The organism is Rhodococcus sp. G6(2025) (assembly GCF_058628105.1).
Genome location: NZ_CP179750.1, coordinates 4299273 through 4316944 on the forward strand (window position 1 = coordinate 4299273; position 17672 = coordinate 4316944).

Here is a 17672-nt window from a genome sequence, read left to right on the forward strand (position 1 = left end):
GTAGAGCGCGTAACCGCCCGGCCCCGCAGCTTTCGTCCGATACATCCTAGTCCGCCCGGCGGACGAGTTCTTCGCGGGTGCACTCCGGATCGGACAGTGCGACACCGATACTGGCACTGATCGGCCAGTCGGGAGATTCGGCCCGGGTCAGGTCGGCGAGGCTTCCGGTGATCCGGGCGGCAATTGCCACCCCCTCCGTTGCACCTGCGACGTCCTCACACACCACCACGAATTCGTCACCGCCGAGGCGGGCAACGGTATCGCCCGGGCGCACCGCCGACCGCAGATGCCTGGCCAGAACGATCAGCGCGTCGTCGCCGCCGGCATGGCCGAGGCTGTCGTTGACGACCTGGAAGTCGTCTAGATCGACCAACAACAGCGCAACGCGCGTGCCGCCGCGCGGCGCGGCGACCAGGGCCTCGTCGAGCCGACGGCGGGCCGGCGCGCGGTTCGGTAACCCGGTCAGCGGATCGTGCAAGCTCTGGTGCACCAACGCGGCTTCGGCCTCGATGCGGCGGATCGCCGCGGACAGCACCGCCGTCACCGAGCGCAGAAAGGTCAGGTCACGGTCGGTGTATTCGCGAGGACGACGACTGTGCGCGGTCAACACACCCCACACCGCTTCGGAGCCGATCGGAACGCACACCCCGCTGTGCAGCCCGCGCCCGATCATCCCGGCCGTGGAGAATCGGGTCTCGTGGACCCGATCGGCGCACACGATGACCGACCCGCTGGCAGCGGCATACCCGGGTTGCGAACCCCTTCCCGGGGCGAACGTCGTCGGCGAGGGCTCGGGTCCCCGATAGGCCAGCACGGCGAGTTCGCCGCCTTCTGACATCCGCGCGATCGACGAGCACTGCACACCCATCAATGCGCCTGTGCAACGGAGCCGCAAGCACCCTCGGCGGCAAACGGTGCTCGACCAACGAGAACCCGCCGCCCCAGTCCCGGCCGTTGATCAGAAACCGATCACCACAGGCCGCGGCTGGTTGGTAGAGCTCGTCGTCTTCAGGACCGGCAATGCGATGATTCGACACCGCCCACACCGCTTCGCACGATCGAGCAAATGAGGTGTTTCACACCTTACGCCGACCTCCAATAGCGGTTGAGGGGATGAAGAATGGCTCCGTTCGCCCGAGTCGGTGCGATCGGCGCGGGACCGTCGTCCTCCTGGTGTGCCAACAGATCGGCTTCGGCATCCTGTCCGGCGCGGTCGTCCCCTCCGTATTGCTGCTACCGCTGGTTTCTTAGGTATGACGGAATGTGTCGATCACTGGGGCGAGTTCGGTGGCGTTGGTGATCAGGTCGATGTGTCCGCCGTCGTGGAGGTGCAGGGTGGCGTGTGGGAGAAGCGTTTTCATGATGTGCGCGTTGACGACGGGAATGATGGGGTCGTCGGCTCCGGCGATGATCAGCGTCCGTTGTCGTATTGCCGGTAGTGTCGGCAGGCTTGTCCAGACCGATCCCGCGAGGAGTTGGTGCGTGTAGCCGATTTTCGATCCGGGGTGGAGTTGCTTCAGGAAGAGTTGGGCGACGTCGTCTTTTTGCGTGCGGGCGGTGCCGCCGTAGAGGTCGCCGGCGATGGACGCCGCATAGTCGGGGTCGCGGAATCTGCGGGGTGTGAGCATCTTGACCAGGATCTGGGGGTGGCCGGGGATCATGAGCATGCCGGTCCCGGAGGCAACCATGACCAGGCGCCTGCAGCGCCGCGGATTCTGGAACGCGAACTGCTGTGCCAGCGCCCCACCCCAGGACAGACCGAGGACGTCGACCACGCCGACGCCCAGCCGGGTCAGGATCCGGCCCAGCATCCAGGCGAGGTACGGAAAGCCGTACGGCACCAGGGACACCGGTGATCCGCCGGTGCCGGGGACGTCGAATCGGATGACGGTGGTATCGGGGTCGAGCTGCGCGACAAGGGGGTCGAGCACCTCGTAGCTGGCGCCGATGCCGTTGCACAAGACGACCGGCACCCCGGTGCCGCGGCGGACGCTGACCCTGATGCGCTGGCCGCCCGCCGCGATATGGCTCTCTTCGACGGGCCCGGGGTGGGCGGCCGTCACCGGTAGAGCACGACGACGTCGGCTATGCAGGCCGGGCGCCCGCCGCCTTCGACCTCGTACGTGAGTCCGAACACCGTCTCGATGCCGGCGGGTTTCTGCTGGGCGGAGGTGACGGTGACCGTGGCGCGCAGCCGCGCTCCGACCGGTACCGGGGCGGGGAAGCGGACCTTGTTGAGGCCGTAGTTGAGAGCGGCCGTGGTGTCGTCGATCTCGAGGACTTCCGCCAGGACCATCGGTGCGAGTGACAACGTGAGGTAGCCGTGGGCGATGGTGCCGCCGAACGGGCCCTCGGCCGCACGGGCGGGATCGGTGTGAATCCATTGGTGATCGTCGGTGGCGTCGGCGAAGCGGTTCACCTGATCTTGGGTGATGTCGAGCCAGTTGGTCGTGCCGAGTGTGTGTCCGGACAGATCCAAGAGGGCGGTGGGGGTGTCGAGATGGGTGGTCATCGTGGTCTTTCGGTCGGAGGTCAGTTGTGGTGTACGTAGGTGCCGGGAGCAGGCGCGAGCGGGGGGAGGTCGCGGCCGCCGAGGGTGTGCGGCGCCTCGATCTGCGGGCCGCTGCGGTCGGCGAGCCAGCCGGTGTAGTCGGACCACCAGGAGTCGCTGGTCTTCTCCGACGACTCGAACCACTCCTCGGGTGTCGACTCGTCGACCCGGCCGACCCGGAACGAGGCCTTCGGGTTGCCCGGCGGATTGACCAGGGCCGCGATGTGCCCGTTGGTCGAGAGAACGAATCGGTTGTCCTTGCCGCCGAGCATTTGTGCGCTGCGGTAGCAGGCTTGCCACGGGGAGATGTGATCGGCGATCCCGCTGACGATGTAGGAGTCTGCGGTCACGGTGGACAGGTCGACCGGCGTCCCCAGCATGGTGACCGCTCCGGGAGTGGCCAGCTTGTTCCCGGTCCCCAGCAGCACCATGTCCTTGTGCAGGGCGGCCGCCATTCTGGTGGTGTCGGAGTTCCAGAACAGCACGTCGAACGCGGCGGGTGAGCGGCCCTGGACGTAGTTGTTGACCCAGTACCGCCACACGAGGTCGGTCGGCCGCAGCCACGCGAAGAGTTCGGCCATCGTGCGGCCGTCGAGGTAGCCCTTGGCGGCGGAGGTGCGGATGGCGGCCTGGGCCGCGCGGTCGCTCATCGCGGCGGCAGCGAAACCGGCGTTGGTCTGATCCAGCACGGTCACCGCCAGCGCGAGGCTCGCGATCCGCTCGCCCTCCCCGATGTCGGTGAGGTGCGCGGCGACCATGGCCGCGAGGATGCCGCCCGAGCAGGTGGCGAGCAGGTGCGCACTGTCGGTCCCGGCGATCGTCTGCACCGCATCGAGTGCCTCGATGATCGCGGCGCCGTAGGTGTCGAAGCCCCAATCGCGGTGCCGGGCCTGCGGGTTGCGCCAGGAGATCGTGAAGACTTGCTGGCCCTGCTGCAGGAAATGTTCGATCATGCTGCGGCCGGGGGCGATGTCGACGATGTAGTACTTGTTGATCACCGGCGGCACCACCAGCAGCGGGACCGCGTGCACCGCCGGGGTCTGCGGTGCGTAGTGGATCAGCTCGAACGCCCGGGTCTGCAGCACCACCGCCCCCTTGGTGGTGGCCACGGTTTCCCCGACCGCGAAGGCGTCCGGGTCGACCATCGCGGGGACCCGGGGGTGGGAGGCCATGTCCCTGGCGAAGGCTTTCAGTCCGCGGATCGCGCTCAGACCGCCGGTATCGATCAGCGCCTTCCACCCGAGGGGGCTGAGCAACGGATTGTTGGTCGGTGCCAGACCCTCGACGAGGTTGTCGAGGGCGAACCGCACCTTCTCCGAGTCCCGCCAGTCCAGGTCCGCGTCCGTGAACACGGCGTCGGCGGTGTCGGCCGCCGCCAGGTAGGCCTGCATGGTCCGCTTCAGCAAGGGAGCCGTGCCACGCCGGGTCGGCGAAACGTTTGTCGCTCTTCGCGGGAACCCGTGCGGACTTGCCGGTCGCAATGGCCCCCAGTTCGCGGGCGAGGAGGGAGCCTCGTCCGGCGAGGGTGCGGGGCTGCTTGGCGAGGCTGACGCCGAGCCGGGTCAGCGGGCCGCGCGGGAGCATTCGGCCGGCGATACCGCGGGTGGAGTTGGTGAGCAGGAGGTCGAGCGGTGCTGCGTGCTCGTCGGGACTGGTGATCGGGGTTGTCAACGTCACTGGTGCGCTTTCGATTGCGGGGACTGCGATGTCGTGTAGTTCGGACACGCGTTCATTGGCGAACGTCCGTGGCCGGCGGGGGATGAGCCTGCGCATCGCAACCTCGCTCACGGTCCCCCGTCGATGAACGACTTGGTCGTCGAAGGGGAACCGCGATGTTCGTGCGCTTGTGTCAGGCGGTGAACGGGTTCAACGCTGGAAGGGGCTTGATGAGCGGTGCGAGCAGCGCGGCGGACTGCTCGACGGTGAGGACCTCGCTCGGATCGAGTGCGATGATCTCGCGGACCGATTCGTCGTACTCCCACACGTCCTCGCCGATCAGGCGGCCCTGGTCGTCGTAGGGCCAGATCATGTGCTCGGCGGACTTCATCAGGTAGGTGGCGTCGGGGTCGACGGGTGCCCCGCCGGCCGCGAGGACACTGCCGGGGGTCTGCTGGTACATCGTCGAGGTCGAGACGATCATGTGGTCGCTGACCGCAAGCTTCTCGTCGTCCACGTAGAACACGCACTGGGCCGTGCCGGTCCACTCGCGGTAGACCTCCTTGACGGCGTCGGCGCCCTCCAATGTGGTGGTGGTGCCGAGCAGGTTGAAGTGGTAGACGGGGTTGGCGACAGTCATGTCGGGGGCGAAGATTTCCTCGAAGCGTCCGGCCATTTCCAGGTAGCGGTGACGGTTGTAGGCGTGCAGGAGGTAGAGGTGGCGCTTGTTGTCGGTCGTTTCGATCAATCGTTCGACGGCGCGGTTGGTCTGGGTGATGTCGAAGCGGCTCATGGTGGGTTCCTTCTGTTGCGGGTCGGTCGACCCTGGGGTGGGGTGGTTGTTCAGGCTGAGGTGAATTGGTCGCGTAGTGCGGTCTTCTTGAACTTTCCGGTGGCGGTGCAGGGGACCGCGTCCACGAACTCGATGCGGTCCGGCAACTGCCACTTGGCGAACTCCTGGGCAAGGTGTTCACGTAGCTCGTCCGCGCAGGTTTCGGCCCCGGCGCGCAGTGCGACGACTGCGAGGGGGCGCTCGCCCCACCGGTCGTCGGGTATGGCGATGACTGCTGCCTGGGCGACCGCGGGATGATTCATGAGCTGGTTTTCCAGGTCGACGGAGGAGATCCACTCGCCCCCGGACTTGACGAGGTCCTTGGACCGGTCGCAGATCCGGACGCACCCACGGCTGTCGATGCGGACCACGTCTCCGGTCTTGAACCAGCCGTCGGCGGTGAAGCTGTCGGCGCCCTTGCCGCGGTGGTAGCTCGCCGCGACCCAGGGGCCGCGGACCTCGAGCTCGCCCATGGCGGCGTCGTCCCACGCGATGAGCCGGCCGTCGTCGTCGCGGGCGCGGATGTCGAAGAAGGGGCTGGCGATGCCCTGTCGGGTGCGGTACCGGTACTGGTCGTCCGCCTCGCTTTCGTCGAGGCTGCCCGGCAGTCGGCACACCGTGCCCAGCGGTGCGGTTTCGGTCATTCCCCAGGCCTGGATGACGGTCAGCCCGTGCCGGTCGTATCCCTCGAACATCGACTGGGGCACCGCTGCGCCGCCGACGACCAAGCGGTCCAGGGCCGACAGGTCCCATCGGTCGGGTTCGGCGTCGATCGCGGCGAGCATGCCCATCCACACGGTGGGGACCCCGGCGGTCATCGTCACGTGCTCGTCGGCGAGCAGGCCGAGCACACTGTGCGGGTCCAGACGCGGCCCGGGCAGGACCAGCCGCGCTCCGGCCAGAGCCGCTGCATACGGCAGGCCCCAGGCGTTCGCGTGGAACATCGGGACGACCGGCAGGATCGTGTCCCGTGCCGAGACCGCCAGCTGGTCGGGCAGCGCCGCGACCAGGGAATGGAGCACCAGGGCCCGGTGCGTGTAGGTGACGCCCTTCGGTCGGCCGGTGGTGCCCGACGTGTAACACATTGCCGCCGAATGGCGTTCGTCGAGCTCCGGCCACTGCACCGGCTCACCGTCCGCGACCAGCGTTTCGTAGTCGAGCATTCCCGCGGGGGCCTGGCCGGTGTGCGTGACGACGATGATGTGGGCGAAATCGTGCCCGGCGCGGAAGGTGTCGAACACCTCCAGCAGTGATTCGTCGACGACGATCACCGTGTCCTGCGCGTCGTCGACGATGAAGGCGAGCTCGTCGGAGAACAGCCGGGGGTTCAACGTGTGGATGACCGCGCCCATGGCCGGGACCGCGAAGTACAGCTCGAGGTGTTCGCTCTGGTTCCACAGCAGGGTCGCCACCCGGTCCCCTTCGCGGACACCGATCCCGGTCAGCGCGCCGGCCAGGCGCCGAGCGCGCCCGGCGCAGGCGCCGAGGGTGGTGCGGGTGATCGTGCCCGAGGGCCGAAGCGACACCACCTCTCGGTCGGTGTGAAACCGCTCGGCGCGCTCGACGATGCTCGTCAGGGTCAGCGGGTAGTCGTCCATACTGGCCCCGGTGAGGAGCTGCTCGGTTCCGTTGTTTGGCATGCATCAATAGTCGCTGGCCAGGGCCATCGAGTGCTTGTCCGTGCGCGCCAACAAACCGGTCCGCTGTTGTCGAATATCCACACCACCGCCACACGCGCAGCGATAGCGTGAGATGCATGGAACCCGGCTGGGTGGGCGCCCGCGGTGAGCGCGAGCGACGGCTGTGGTCGACGGTCCTGCAACCCGCGGCCGTCGAACTCGCCGCCCGTGCCCCCGAGCTCGCCGACGCGGTCGCCGCCTACACGAGCGAGCGGCTGCCCGAACTCCTCGCCAACGCGGAGGCGTTGGAGGTGAACCGGGCGAGCACCGAAGTGAGTATCCGCCTCTTCGCCGAGGTGCTGCAGTCCGGCGAAGACCCCGCGGACGCCGCCAGCCTCGGCTCGGCGACCCTCGCCTACGCGCAGGACGGTGCAAGGCACGGCATACCACTGACCACCTTGCTACGCAGCTACCGGCTCGGCCACGCCGCAACGTCTGCGCACCTCAACGCGATCCTCGCGAACCACGCGGCCGACGCGGACGAGCTGAACCGCGCGAACGAACTGTTGTCGGCGTGGCTGTTCGCGTATGTCGACGCCGCGCTCTGCCTGGTCGAGGAGGTCTACGCCGCCGAACGCGATCGTTGGCTGCGCAGCACCGCCGCCACCCAGGCCGAGACGATCAGAACGATCCTGTCCGGACAGCCCATCGACATCGACGTGGCGGGCCGGCGGCTGCGCCACGAACTGGGCCGGGTGCACCTCGGCGCCATCGCCTGGCTCGACAGCCAGGAGGAGGGACGCGACACCCTCACCGTGCTCGAGGCCGCCATCCGCGACATCGCCACCGCACTCGGCAGCCGCAAGACCCTCATCCATCCCCTCGGAATACTTTCCGTTGCAGCGTGGATCAGCTCCACATCCGTCGTGCCGTCCCGGGTCCTGGACGAGCTGCGGCTGCGGACCGCGACAGCGCCCGGCGTCCGCGTCTCGATCGGCGAGCCCGCCCGCGGCATCGCAGGGTTTCGCGCCAGCCATGCCGAGGCCCTGCAAGCGCAGCGAGTCGCCCAGCTGGCCGGGCGCCCCGCGGGCAGCATCACCCGATACGACGACATCTCACTGCGCTCGCTCGCCACAGCAGACCTCGACCATGCCCGCGCCTTCGTTGAACGCGAGCTCGGTTCATTGGCATTGGGGGACGACACCACCCGCCGGCTCGCCGCGACGGTACGCGTCTACCTCTCCGAAAACGGCAGCCGCGGCCGAACGGCGAAACGACTCAGCGTTCACGAGAACACCGTCAGCTACCGGCTCCGGCAAGCCGAAGAAATACTGGGACGGTCCGTGGACAAGCGCACCCTCGAGCTGCGCGTCGCACTCGCCCTCGCCGAGCTCGTCGGTGAGGCATCGGATACCGACCGCTCCGCACCCGGCATCGACTAGGAAAATATCCGACACATCTACTGGGGGAAGCACATTCGTCAGTAGCTGGGTGCGGCATAGCCTGGGAATGCGCCGACACCCATCGGATAATTCCGATGGGTGTCAGCCTTGCCAGGTGGTTTTTGTCGGGTCAGCTCGCGGCGCCGACGTTGCGGGCACTCGTCGAGCGGCCCAGCCGGGCGATTTCCGCGTCCATCCGGGGAACGAGCTGGGACGCCTGCGCGAGGGTGTCGTGGGTGCCGATCCTCGAGTTCACGAGGGTGCGGAGCTGAGCGATGATGCCGACCCAGCCGGGGACGAACACGTGGCGCTGACGTCGTTCCAGGCCCTGGATGAACGCCTTCACGCACGCGTCGACCGAGGTGGTCTTGCTCAGCGGGCCGGGCATCGAGTTCAGCATCTGCCGGAAGGCGGAGAAGTCCGCCTTGGCCTCCCGCACAAGGGGGGTGTCGATCCACGACATATGCGCACTCCCCACATCGACACCCTGGTGGGCGACCTCGAGGCGGAGGGCGTTGGCGAAGTGCTCGGCGCCGGCCTTGCTCGCGTTGTAGGCCGCCAGGCCCGGTGCCGGTGCGAACGCCGCCAGAGACGAGACGACCAGGATGTAGCCGTTGCGCTCGATGACGGACGGCAACGCCGCCCGCACCGTGTGGAACACGCCCAGAAGATTGACGTCGAGGACACGCTTGAACGTGGCCGGATCCACCCCGAGTACCGAGCCGTAGCTGGCGATCCCGGCGTTGGCGAGCACCAGGTCGATACCACCGAACTTCTCGACGCCCCGGGCCACCGCCGCCTCCATCGCCGCGAGGTCGCAGACGTCGGCGACGACACCGACGGCCTTGTCCGCGCCGATCTCGGCGACGACCTCCGACAAAGCGGCAGCGTCGACATCGGTGACGACCACCCGCGCGCCCTTGGCCGTGAGTGCCTTCGCTGTCTCCGAACCGATGCCTCGGGCCCCACCGGTGATCAGCACAACCTTGCCGTCGACGCGGCGCCGGCTCCTGGCCCGCAGGAAGGTGCGGTGACGGCGGCCCTCGAGTGTCTCGCTCAGTCGCTCGAACTCGATGATGGTCTCGGTGGTGTCGGAGCGGCTCATTCTGGTTCCTTCGGTCTCGGGTCGTTGTATGAAGATCGGATGGTCGTGCTCAGGGCCGACGCGAACTGGTCGAGGAGCCCGGTCGCCGAACATTCCGACCGCAGTGCAATGGATTGCCGTCACGAACTCGGCGCGCTTGGAATTGATGCGGGTCTCGGATGACACCCCGGGCGTCCTGATTCAGCGGTGCGTCTCTCTCCGCGGGCTGTGACGCAGGCGTCGAAGCTCGGGAAGTTGAACACCGGACAATCGTCGATGACCCGACGTGCGGAGCGCTTGTATACCTGCGCCAATCCCCGAGGACGACATTGTCGAATATCCCCACCCTTTGGCCACAGTGTCGCAGCACTCGCCGTTAGCGGAACCTGCACCGGGACGAGATCGACGCCCAGCGCGCACCGGAAGGGTCAGGCGCTCGTCCCGAAAGCGGATCGATGACCGGTCTACGATCGCTCCTGCGACCAGACATAGGTTCTCGACCGTATCGTTGCAGAGTATGACCGTAAGCACTCCATCGTGGGTCGAGTTGATGGGCCGTCATGCGGCCAGCGACATGCTCTATACCTCGGCGGCCTTGAGCTACCGATACGTCGCTCGCACGGGCGACGTCGACGAGGGCACATGGGAATTCTGGCACGGACCCGGTAACCAATGGCGTATCGAAAGATCGGGTCAGCCGATCTTGATCCGAAACGGCGAACTCGCGTTCAGTTGGCGTGACGGTGAGATGCATCGAAACACAGGTCACATCCAACTTCACCTCCTGAAACCAATCAGTCCTCTCTTGTTTGTAGGACCCGAGTCATTCCTCTCGCCCTCCACCCTCAGTAAGAACACAACACCCGCCAGGTCCCCCATCGAAACCTATGTGAATGGCCGGCGCGCGTGGTCAATGATCATGAACTCGACGTCGCACGAGGAGAACATCGAGTTCGTCATCGACGACGAGACAGGACTCATCCTCCGCACGGGATCTTCCAGCGACAAGCTCTACGCCGAGTTGACCGACGTCAACACCTACGAAAACCTGCCCGATGAGGTATTCGATTGGGAAGGTGCTATCGCACCGCCGAGAGTGAAGGAAAGAAGCCGGGACCCCGAGCACCTCCGACAAGTCCACGAAATGGCTGAAGGTGCAACCCCACGGTACTGGCCGACCGGAGTGTCCTTCACTCCGATCAGCGGAGACCCTGACACCGGTGAACTTGTGATGAGCCTCCACGTGAACGGACACGCCTCACTGGCTCGGTGGCCCCTCGGCGCGCAACCCACACTGCTCGATCGTCAACTCACGCAGCGATACCCACACTCAACCGAATGGTCGGACGATCGGTGGACGTGGCGATTGATGACAATTTCAGCGTTGGACGAAGACGACGTACGACGCGTCCAGGAATCCATTTAGGCCTTGGACTTAGCAGTCCCGTTAGCTGAACGTCCGCCGGTGCGGCTGGCGTTTTTGCTGGTCGCTAGGTGCTGGAATCTGAGAGAGCGCCGTCACGGTGGGCGCTGCGTTCGATCGCCCGGTACACCGTCGACCGGCCAACCTCAGCCAGTTCGGCAGTCGAGTATTCGCCTGACGCGTGAAGCTCGACCAGGTGCCGTTCCTGGCGTGGATTGAGCTTCGGCTTCTTGCCCTTCAGGTGTCCCTTCGCCTTCGCGATCCGCATCCCCTCCCGCGTTCGTGCCCGAATCAGGTCGCCCTCGAACTCGGCGACCATCGCCAGGACGTTGAATAGCAGGCGACCGACCGGGTCAGTCGGATCATGCAACGAGGCACCGATCTGCACGCACGCATGCCGAGCCGTCAGCTCGTCGACGATGTCCCGGGCATCGGGCAACGAACGGGCCAGGCGATCCAACTTGGTCACCACGAGGGTGTCGGTGTTCACTCGTGCATACCCGATGTACATCGCTGATTCCCATCTCTCGAACGCACAACGCCGGCGGCGCAGTGCTTGCGACTCCACGGTCAAACATCATCGGCAAGGCCAGGCCAGGACCGCTGCCCGGAGCTGATGCCGTTGGTGCATTGGCCGGCCTTCCAGGCCCGGCGTGGCTCAGCCTTCGAACGATTCATCCCGGTGATCGTTCCGTCCGGTGCGGCGGGCAATCACACCGACGGTCCCCTTCTGCCTCTCTACGCCGAGAGACGCGTGATCTTGGCGAGGGCGTCGCCTATCTTGTCGGCCGCAAGATCGAGCTCGTAGCGGTCCTGGATATTGAGCCAGAACTGCGCACTGTTGCCGAACGCCTTGGCCAGCCGCAACGCGGTGTCTGCGGTGATCGACCGCTTGCCGAGCACGATCTCGTTGATCCGTCGGGGCGGAACACCGATGATCGTGGCTAGGCGGTTCTGCGTGATGCCGAACGGCTCGAGGAAGTCCTCGCGGAGGATCTCGCCGGGGTGAATTAGGCTCAGGTCTGTAGTCATTATCGGTGTTCCTTTGTCATTCTGTGGTCGGATGGAGCGTCGGCTCCCCTCTGGTGGTTAGTGATAGTCTCCGCGCTACGCGACGACATCGACGACATCCGTTCAGCTCTCGAAGCCCAGGTCGCCTACCTCGACAGTCTCATCGGACCACACCGGCATGCATGAGTTAGTTCATGCATGCATGCGTTAACTGATGCTGGCATCAAGCCGTCGATCGAACGCACACGGGCCCCGGTGTCACAGGCGTGTGTTTCACAATCGGACATGCCGACGCCCTGCGGTTCTAGTTTGATTCGGAGTGATCAACAGACGGCTGGAATTTACCGGTGGGGCGTCGAGGGGTCGCCCCTCCCGGTGGTGCGAGGCCCCACGTTGGTGCGCCCACGGCGGCGGCCCTCCCGAGGTGATCAGAACCGATTTCGGGATGGACCCGCAGCGTTCTGTCGGGCACTGGTCGCGCATCTCGACGTCGCCGCGCCGGCACCGCTGCGGCCGCTTGGTCGAGCGAATGATCACCGTCGCTCGTCGAAGGTTCTGGCTGGGCACCTGAACTTGAAGAGACCGTCCGGACTGATTGTGAAAGATGTTGTTTGCGAAAGGGTTACCGCGGTGACAGGTCCGCAAATACCCGTGAGTGAGATGAGTGAGACCGATCCGATGACTTGTATATCCGCTCGTGCGCCGAGCACTGTGCCGGCTTCCCGCCGTGAAGGTACGCCACGGACCCGACTGCCCGTCGACGGTGATCGTGATCGTGGAGATTGGCGCCTCCTGGGGTCGTGCCGGAACGTCGAGTCGTCGTTGTTCTTCTCTCCAGAGGGGGAGCGTGGTCGGGACCGGGCGCGGCGCGAAGCGCACGCCAAGCGCGTCTGCCAGGACTGCCCGGTGCTCACCGAATGCCGCGAGTACGCCCTGGCCGTTGCCGAACCGTACGGAACGTGGGGCGGGATGTCCGAGAACGACCGCAGACGGCACATCCGGCGCCGACAACGAGAGGGGCGGGCCGCCGACCTTCCTGTCGAGGAACCGGTGCGCTGACAGACGATGCGCCGCCCTGAGAACTTCCACATCCTGTCTGGAATGCACAGGGTTGTGATCAACAACTAGGGGCGCTCGCGGGTCGATTTCGAGCCGATCCGAAACCAGGTGCCCGCCTACCACCAGAGCAAGGAGGCGCGATCTGGTCATATGCAAGGACGGACGATCCCAGATGGCGGGAACCTGGTCAGCGGGATATACGACGAGGATGCACATGCGGACGCTGCATGTTGCAGTCGCAGTGGGCGGTGTTGCACGCCGTTGTTCCCCGGCGGGCCCACCCGCTTAGGCGCGCTGATCCTTCCGTGCAGCCCAGCGCAACGAACACGAGGCCCACTGCAACGAGGTCCCACGACATGGCCGTAGCCGGGCGCGGCGATGGTCCGGCACGACGAAAAATCGGCCCTGAACTGGCCATTGAGGTCAGTCCGGGGGTGGTTTAGCGTGGAGATGCGGGCCGTATCCCGTCGGGTCGAGATTTGGCAGTCCGGGATACGACTCGCCGGGGGGCGAGTCAGAACGCATGAGTGAGTTAATTCATGCATTCATGCATGCGTTAACGGTGGAGACGTTCCGCTGCGACGGCAGTGCGTGCTCGAACGAGGTCGTTGCTCAGCCTGTGTTGTGGCGTGCAGAGTCACCGGCCCCCGGAAAGGGGTGCAGAACTTAGGCGCACACAATCGTTGCACTGACCGTTGCACACCGAAGGGCAGAGATTTCGCCTGTTGCAGTCGCACGGGCCCGTGTTGCACACGTTGCTTCCCTCGTCATCACTGTTGAGTGCTCCGTATCGGCCTCGGCGCCCACTGAATGCGTGAGTGCATTAATGCATGCACGCGTTCATGGAAAAAGTACGTGTGCTGCCGCGACACCGCTCCGCGCTGACTTGCCCCCTATGCCAGCTGGTGGCGTCGCGCTCAGTGGTCCGCGGCGGAGGTGGGTGCGTCGTTCCGTCGGGCCTTCTCGCGGGTGAGGTACTTGTACAGGCCTGGCTGGCTGAGATTGAAGCGCTTTGTCAGCTCTGCGACGGAGTGCCCCGCGGTCTGCAGGTCGTAGGGTTCGACTGTTGTGCAGGGTTGAGGAGTGGTTTGCGGCCGGCGAAACCGCCTGCAGCCTTGCGGCGGGCATTGCCCTCCATCGTGCGCAGACGAATAAGGCCGGACTCGAACTCGGCGAAGGTGGTCGACAACATCGCGAACACCGTTCGCCCGATCGGATCCCGCGGGTCGTGGAAGGTGCCGTCGAACATCAACAGCACATCGCGGGCCTGGAGATCGGTGGTATCGCGCTGAGATCGGCGACCGAGCGGGCCAGTCGATCCAACGAGGTGACGACCAGGGTGTCCCGTGATGGCCTTACATCGCCCGAGAGGACCGGTCATGAAGGATTCATCGCGCCCCGTCTGCCGCGCCTTCGCGCGGCCGGAATCACAACCCTGGCGACGCTGACGGCTGCGATCGTCGGTGCACCTTCCGCGTCCGCGGCACCGGTCGATACGGTTCTGCCAGTGCCGGTGGCAGGCAACACGCTGTCGTTTCAGTATGCGACGTGGATGGGCATCTGCCAGGACCGCGCCATCGCGCGAACCCATACCGCGACACCGGGTCTCACGTACTTCCGCATGGAGACCGGATGCACCGGGACCGCGCATTGGCGCAACCTCACCACCGGCGCGACCGGGGATGCCGAGGTGCGAGCATCCAACTCCCCGCCATCACCGCCACCCGCCGCCGCCGCGACCGGGTCCGGTGTCCTCGTCGCCACCATCACCCTGGGCATCCCCTACAGCACCACATTCTGGCCGGGGATGGGCATGTGGAACGTGCCGCGCCGGGCCCGGAACTGCTAGGCACTTCGACCGGTGACCATCAAGCAGGAGCGTCAGCGGACGTGGGACTCGCTTCGAGGCGCTCGACATCCGCGATGAGGTCGAGCGCTGTCTGGTAACGCTGCGCGGTCTCGAGCGTGGCACACTTTTGAATGATCCGGCTCACCTCGTCGGTACCCGTTTTCAGTGACTCTTTGCCGGTGAAAATGTAGGAGAGTACCCAGCCAATCGAGTACACCTCGTTCAGAACGTTGTAGTCCTTGAAGTTGTGGAGTATTGGGTCACGGATGGTTCCTCGCATCTCCGTCTTCGTCCGGGTGAATTCGGAGGACGTGTCCTTGACCAGACCGAAATCGGAGAGCTTCACCAGTACCGCCCCGCGGTCGAAGACTTCCACCAGTACGTTCTGGAGACTGATGTCCCGGTGGAGCAACCTTTCGCTGTGAAGGTAGTTGATGCCGTAGAGGAACTGCAGCGCGATCCGCTTCCGTGTGGGGAACGGTAACTGGTTGTTCCGCTTCCGGATGTACTGTCGGAGGGTCTCGTCTCAGAACTCCACTCGGTACTCGTTGCGAGTCTCGTCGTATTGATACACCTCAACGACGTACGGGAAACTGCGTACGTGCGTTTGCCATCGGCCGCGCGGTACAGCGCGACAGCGTCTTTCCGGAAATCCTCCGGATACAGCGGCTGACGTCCCACGTCGACATGCCTACTGGCTCTCCACTGGAACCAGCGTCAGGGGTGTCCACTCCGAGGGGCAGCCTCACGGTATTTCGTCGAGCGGGCCTCGACAGATACATCTGGGCGTATGCCCTCTTCGGCGGCCAACGTCCGGTTCAATCGCTCTACCTTTCCATTGGTCTGCGGACGATATGGGCGGGTGTAGCGGTGCTTGACGTTCGGACCGAGCGCCGCCCCGAAGCAGTGTGAGCGATAGCAGGAACCGTTGTCGGTCCGCACCTCGATACCGTGTTCGGCGAAGAAGCTGCGAGCCCCTCCCCAGATCGGGGCGGCTACCTCCTTGCGTTCGTCGGAGTGCGACTCGGAATAGGCGAGCCGGAACGGTCGTCGACCGCATGGTGCAGGAAGGCGTAACCGCGGCCCTTCCTCTTGTTGTGACGGTTGCCGATGATCCGCCCAAACCTGCGTTGTCCGCCACCGTCGGGGATGCGGCCGAATTTCTGATATCCACTTGGACCTGCTCACCCGGTGTGTCATGCAGCGGCGGGTTGGTGGTCGGCGAACGGGAAGGCCTGTGGACTGGTCGAGGTGGGCCAAACTCGGCATCCGATCGCGGCGCAGGACCTTTCGATGGCGGATCGGGACATGTGCAGGTGGTAGGCGATCCGCCGTGGAGATTTCGGCGTTCGGCAGCGAGAACACAGGTCAATCTGTGAGGTCATCCCAATGTCCCCGGCGCGACTCAGAGTTCACTCCCGGTCGCGCGACTGCACTGTCTCCTCTTGGCCACCGGCGCCAATAACACAATCGTAACCCGCAGCCATTGAACTATGAACTATTAACCTATACGTTTGACGGGTGTGACGAGCCCCACGTTACGAGGCCAGGGGTCCGTTGACCCGTATCTCCACTTCCAAAGGAAGACGTCAGTGACCTCACTACCTACCTCGCCGTCCGGTGACAGCCAGTCGAGCGAAAGCAACTCCTTGAACGACAATGCTCAGGTTGCTGCGCTCAGGTTGGAGACCGAATTCAAACGTGAGATGAGCTTGTCGGCAAACTTGTCCCCGGACTCACCTAGTTCCCGCCGGTCGGAAGATGTGCGCTGTTCACCTACGCGCTGGCAACTACTGGTTCGCGGATGATCTGGAGTCCGCTGATCGCCGACGTGGGGCAGTTTCTGATCGCGCTGGTCGCCAGTGAGGCCGTTGCGCATTTCCCGGTCACACAGCCGGTTCACTTGACATAAGCCCGTAAACGGAAAGTAGAAATCGATGATTGGTCAGGCTTCTTCGGAATCCACCGCACCCATTCTGGCCCAAACCCAGACTCGGGTCGTCATGTACGGCTTGGGTTCGATGGGATCGCTCGTTGCGCGGATGCTCGACGAACACGGGGCAGAACTGGTTGGAGCAGTTGCTCGTAGTCCGCAAAAGATCGGCCGAGACATCGGCGATGTCGCATGCCTTGGAAAGCAGCTCGGCGTCACAGTCGCAAAGGACATCGAATTAGTACTCGCGGATACGCGACCGGATCTCGTGGTCATGACAATTGCCTCGTACATGGAAGACATGTTCGAGCCGGCGATGGCATGTCTTGTTGCTGGAGCGAATGTGATCACGCTCTCTGAGGAGCTGATGTTCTCGCGACGGACGTCGCCTGATGAAACCGAACTATTGGATAAGGCAGCACGTGAAGCCGGCGTGACGATCACCGGCACTGGCCACCAGGACGGGTACTGGGTCAATCTGGTGTCGGTACTCATGGGAACCGCGCACCGGATCCAGCGCGTCGTCGGTAAAGCAAGTTGGAACGTAGACGATTTCGGAGCTGAGCTCGCCCGAGACCAACAGGTTGGGTCCAGCATGACAGAGTTCGAGCAGTGGTTGGCCGGCGCCTCCCGTCCACCAACATTCGGGCGCAATGCCCTTGAGCAACTTGCGGTTGTGGCTGGACTAAATCCGCGCGACGCCAGCGGCGAAACGAAACCTGTCATCGCAGATGCCGACACCGAGTGCAGGGCTTTGAATACTGTAGTTCGCAAGGGCTCGGTTCTTGGCTTCACCGATATTGACACCCTGACCACCGACGAGGGTGTCGTGCTCACGATCGAGATGACTGGGATGGTTTATGGCCCTGATAATGCGGATTATAACGACTGGACGATTTTCGGTGAACCCGAGCTGAACCTGCGCAACGAGAAAGTGCCGACGAGTTGGACTACATGCGCCACGCTCGTCAATCGTATTCCCGATGTACTTTCCGCGCCTCCGGGTTACGTGACTCTGGAGGCACTTCCACAACTGCGGTATCGACATCCCCGGCGAGTTTCGACCGATACAACATCGGTTCCATCCGCCGAAGCTTTCCGCGGTCGAACAAATGGATTGCGATAGCGACTCTCAGATCTGAGGTACAACGTGGGTGCGGACGCAGTGCGGCCGACGAGGACATCGTGACGTTGGGGGACAGTCTTCGCCGGG

Annotated in this window: 14 protein-coding genes and 4 pseudogenes; 5 read left to right on the plus strand and 13 right to left on the minus strand. The window is 64.8% G+C overall.

Annotated elements, in window-relative coordinates:
• Window positions 1–46: 46 nt before the first annotated feature.
• The 6 genes and pseudogenes from ACLIVD_RS19655 to ACLIVD_RS19680 form a co-directional block, all read right to left on the minus strand.
• Window positions 47–838, minus strand: a complete 792-nt coding sequence (locus tag ACLIVD_RS19655) for a diguanylate cyclase domain-containing protein (protein ID WP_491930477.1) — start codon at window positions 836–838, stop codon at window positions 47–49.
• 409 nt (window positions 839–1247) lie between these two features.
• A complete protein-coding gene (locus ACLIVD_RS19660; RefSeq protein WP_491930478.1) occupies window positions 1248–2063 on the minus strand; it encodes an alpha/beta fold hydrolase in 816 nt (271 codons plus the stop codon).
• Window positions 2060–2512 carry a MaoC family dehydratase gene (locus ACLIVD_RS19665; RefSeq protein ID WP_491930479.1) on the minus strand — a complete coding sequence of 151 codons (453 nt, stop codon included), beginning with the start codon at window positions 2510–2512 and terminating at the stop codon, window positions 2060–2062. The genes ACLIVD_RS19660 and ACLIVD_RS19665 overlap by 4 nt, the downstream gene beginning before the upstream one ends.
• A 20-nt stretch (window positions 2513–2532) precedes the next feature.
• A pseudogene (locus ACLIVD_RS19670) lies at window positions 2533–4228 on the minus strand (PHA/PHB synthase family protein).
• A 172-nt stretch (window positions 4229–4400) separates the two neighbouring features.
• Window positions 4401–5000, minus strand: coding sequence for a hypothetical protein (locus ACLIVD_RS19675; RefSeq protein ID WP_283334170.1), 600 nt, complete (start codon window positions 4998–5000; stop codon window positions 4401–4403).
• A 50-nt stretch (window positions 5001–5050) separates the two neighbouring features.
• Entirely contained in the window at window positions 5051–6679 is a 1629-nt protein-coding gene (locus tag ACLIVD_RS19680) for a long-chain fatty acid--CoA ligase (protein WP_491930480.1), read from the minus strand.
• Between the two features lie 116 nt (window positions 6680–6795).
• On the opposite strand from ACLIVD_RS19680, the gene ACLIVD_RS19685 reads away from it, so the two are divergent.
• Window positions 6796–8100, plus strand: a complete 1305-nt coding sequence (locus ACLIVD_RS19685; RefSeq protein ID WP_491930481.1) for a PucR family transcriptional regulator — start codon at window positions 6796–6798, stop codon at window positions 8098–8100.
• Window positions 8101–8230: 130 nt separating this feature from the next.
• Here the strand turns inward: ACLIVD_RS19685 and ACLIVD_RS19690 are convergent, their stop codons facing one another.
• Window positions 8231–9205 (minus strand): SDR family oxidoreductase, encoded by a 975-nt coding sequence (locus tag ACLIVD_RS19690; protein WP_283334165.1) that lies wholly within the window; start codon window positions 9203–9205, stop codon window positions 8231–8233.
• 496 nt (window positions 9206–9701) lie between these two features.
• Here ACLIVD_RS19690 and ACLIVD_RS19695 point away from each other — a divergent pair, with 496 nt between their 5' ends.
• Entirely contained in the window at window positions 9702–10610 is a 909-nt protein-coding gene (locus ACLIVD_RS19695) for a hypothetical protein (RefSeq protein WP_491930482.1), read from the plus strand.
• Between the two features lie 64 nt (window positions 10611–10674).
• On the opposite strand, the pseudogene ACLIVD_RS19700 reads toward ACLIVD_RS19695, so the two are convergent.
• Both ACLIVD_RS19700 and ACLIVD_RS19705 read right to left on the minus strand, forming a co-directional pair.
• Window positions 10675–11094: pseudogene (locus ACLIVD_RS19700) on the minus strand (recombinase family protein); the annotation flags it as partial.
• Between the two features lie 251 nt (window positions 11095–11345).
• Window positions 11346–11639 (minus strand): HigA family addiction module antitoxin, encoded by a 294-nt coding sequence (locus ACLIVD_RS19705; RefSeq protein ID WP_491930483.1) that lies wholly within the window; start codon window positions 11637–11639, stop codon window positions 11346–11348.
• Between the two features lie 639 nt (window positions 11640–12278).
• On the opposite strand from ACLIVD_RS19705, the gene ACLIVD_RS19710 reads away from it, so the two are divergent.
• Window positions 12279–12677: a WhiB family transcriptional regulator gene (locus ACLIVD_RS19710; RefSeq protein WP_491930484.1), complete on the plus strand. Its 399-nt coding sequence runs from the start codon at window positions 12279–12281 to the stop codon at window positions 12675–12677.
• Window positions 12678–13692: 1015 nt separating this feature from the next.
• On the opposite strand, the gene ACLIVD_RS19715 is transcribed toward ACLIVD_RS19710, so the two are convergent.
• A complete protein-coding gene (locus tag ACLIVD_RS19715; RefSeq protein WP_283334156.1) occupies window positions 13693–13926 on the minus strand; it encodes a hypothetical protein in 234 nt (77 codons plus the stop codon).
• On the minus strand, window positions 13926–14015 hold the full coding sequence (locus tag ACLIVD_RS19720) for a hypothetical protein (protein ID WP_349307418.1): 90 nt from the start codon (window positions 14013–14015) through the stop codon (window positions 13926–13928). Before ACLIVD_RS19720 ends, ACLIVD_RS19715 begins: the two co-directional genes overlap by 1 nt.
• A 169-nt stretch (window positions 14016–14184) precedes the next feature.
• Between ACLIVD_RS19720 and ACLIVD_RS19725 the strand changes: the two genes are divergently transcribed.
• Entirely contained in the window at window positions 14185–14526 is a 342-nt protein-coding gene (locus ACLIVD_RS19725; RefSeq protein WP_491930485.1) for a hypothetical protein, read from the plus strand.
• A gap of 19 nt (window positions 14527–14545) precedes the next feature.
• On the opposite strand, the pseudogene ACLIVD_RS19730 reads toward ACLIVD_RS19725, so the two are convergent.
• Window positions 14546–15034 (minus strand): annotated as a pseudogene (locus ACLIVD_RS19730) (protein kinase domain-containing protein); the annotation flags it as partial.
• A 242-nt stretch (window positions 15035–15276) separates the two neighbouring features.
• Window positions 15277–15863, minus strand: a pseudogene (locus ACLIVD_RS19735) (transposase family protein); the annotation flags it as partial.
• A gap of 600 nt (window positions 15864–16463) precedes the next feature.
• Here ACLIVD_RS19735 and ACLIVD_RS19740 point away from each other — a divergent pair.
• Window positions 16464–17585: an NAD(P)H-dependent amine dehydrogenase family protein gene (locus ACLIVD_RS19740; protein ID WP_491930486.1), complete on the plus strand. Its 1122-nt coding sequence runs from the start codon at window positions 16464–16466 to the stop codon at window positions 17583–17585.
• Window positions 17586–17672: the final 87 nt, after the last annotated feature.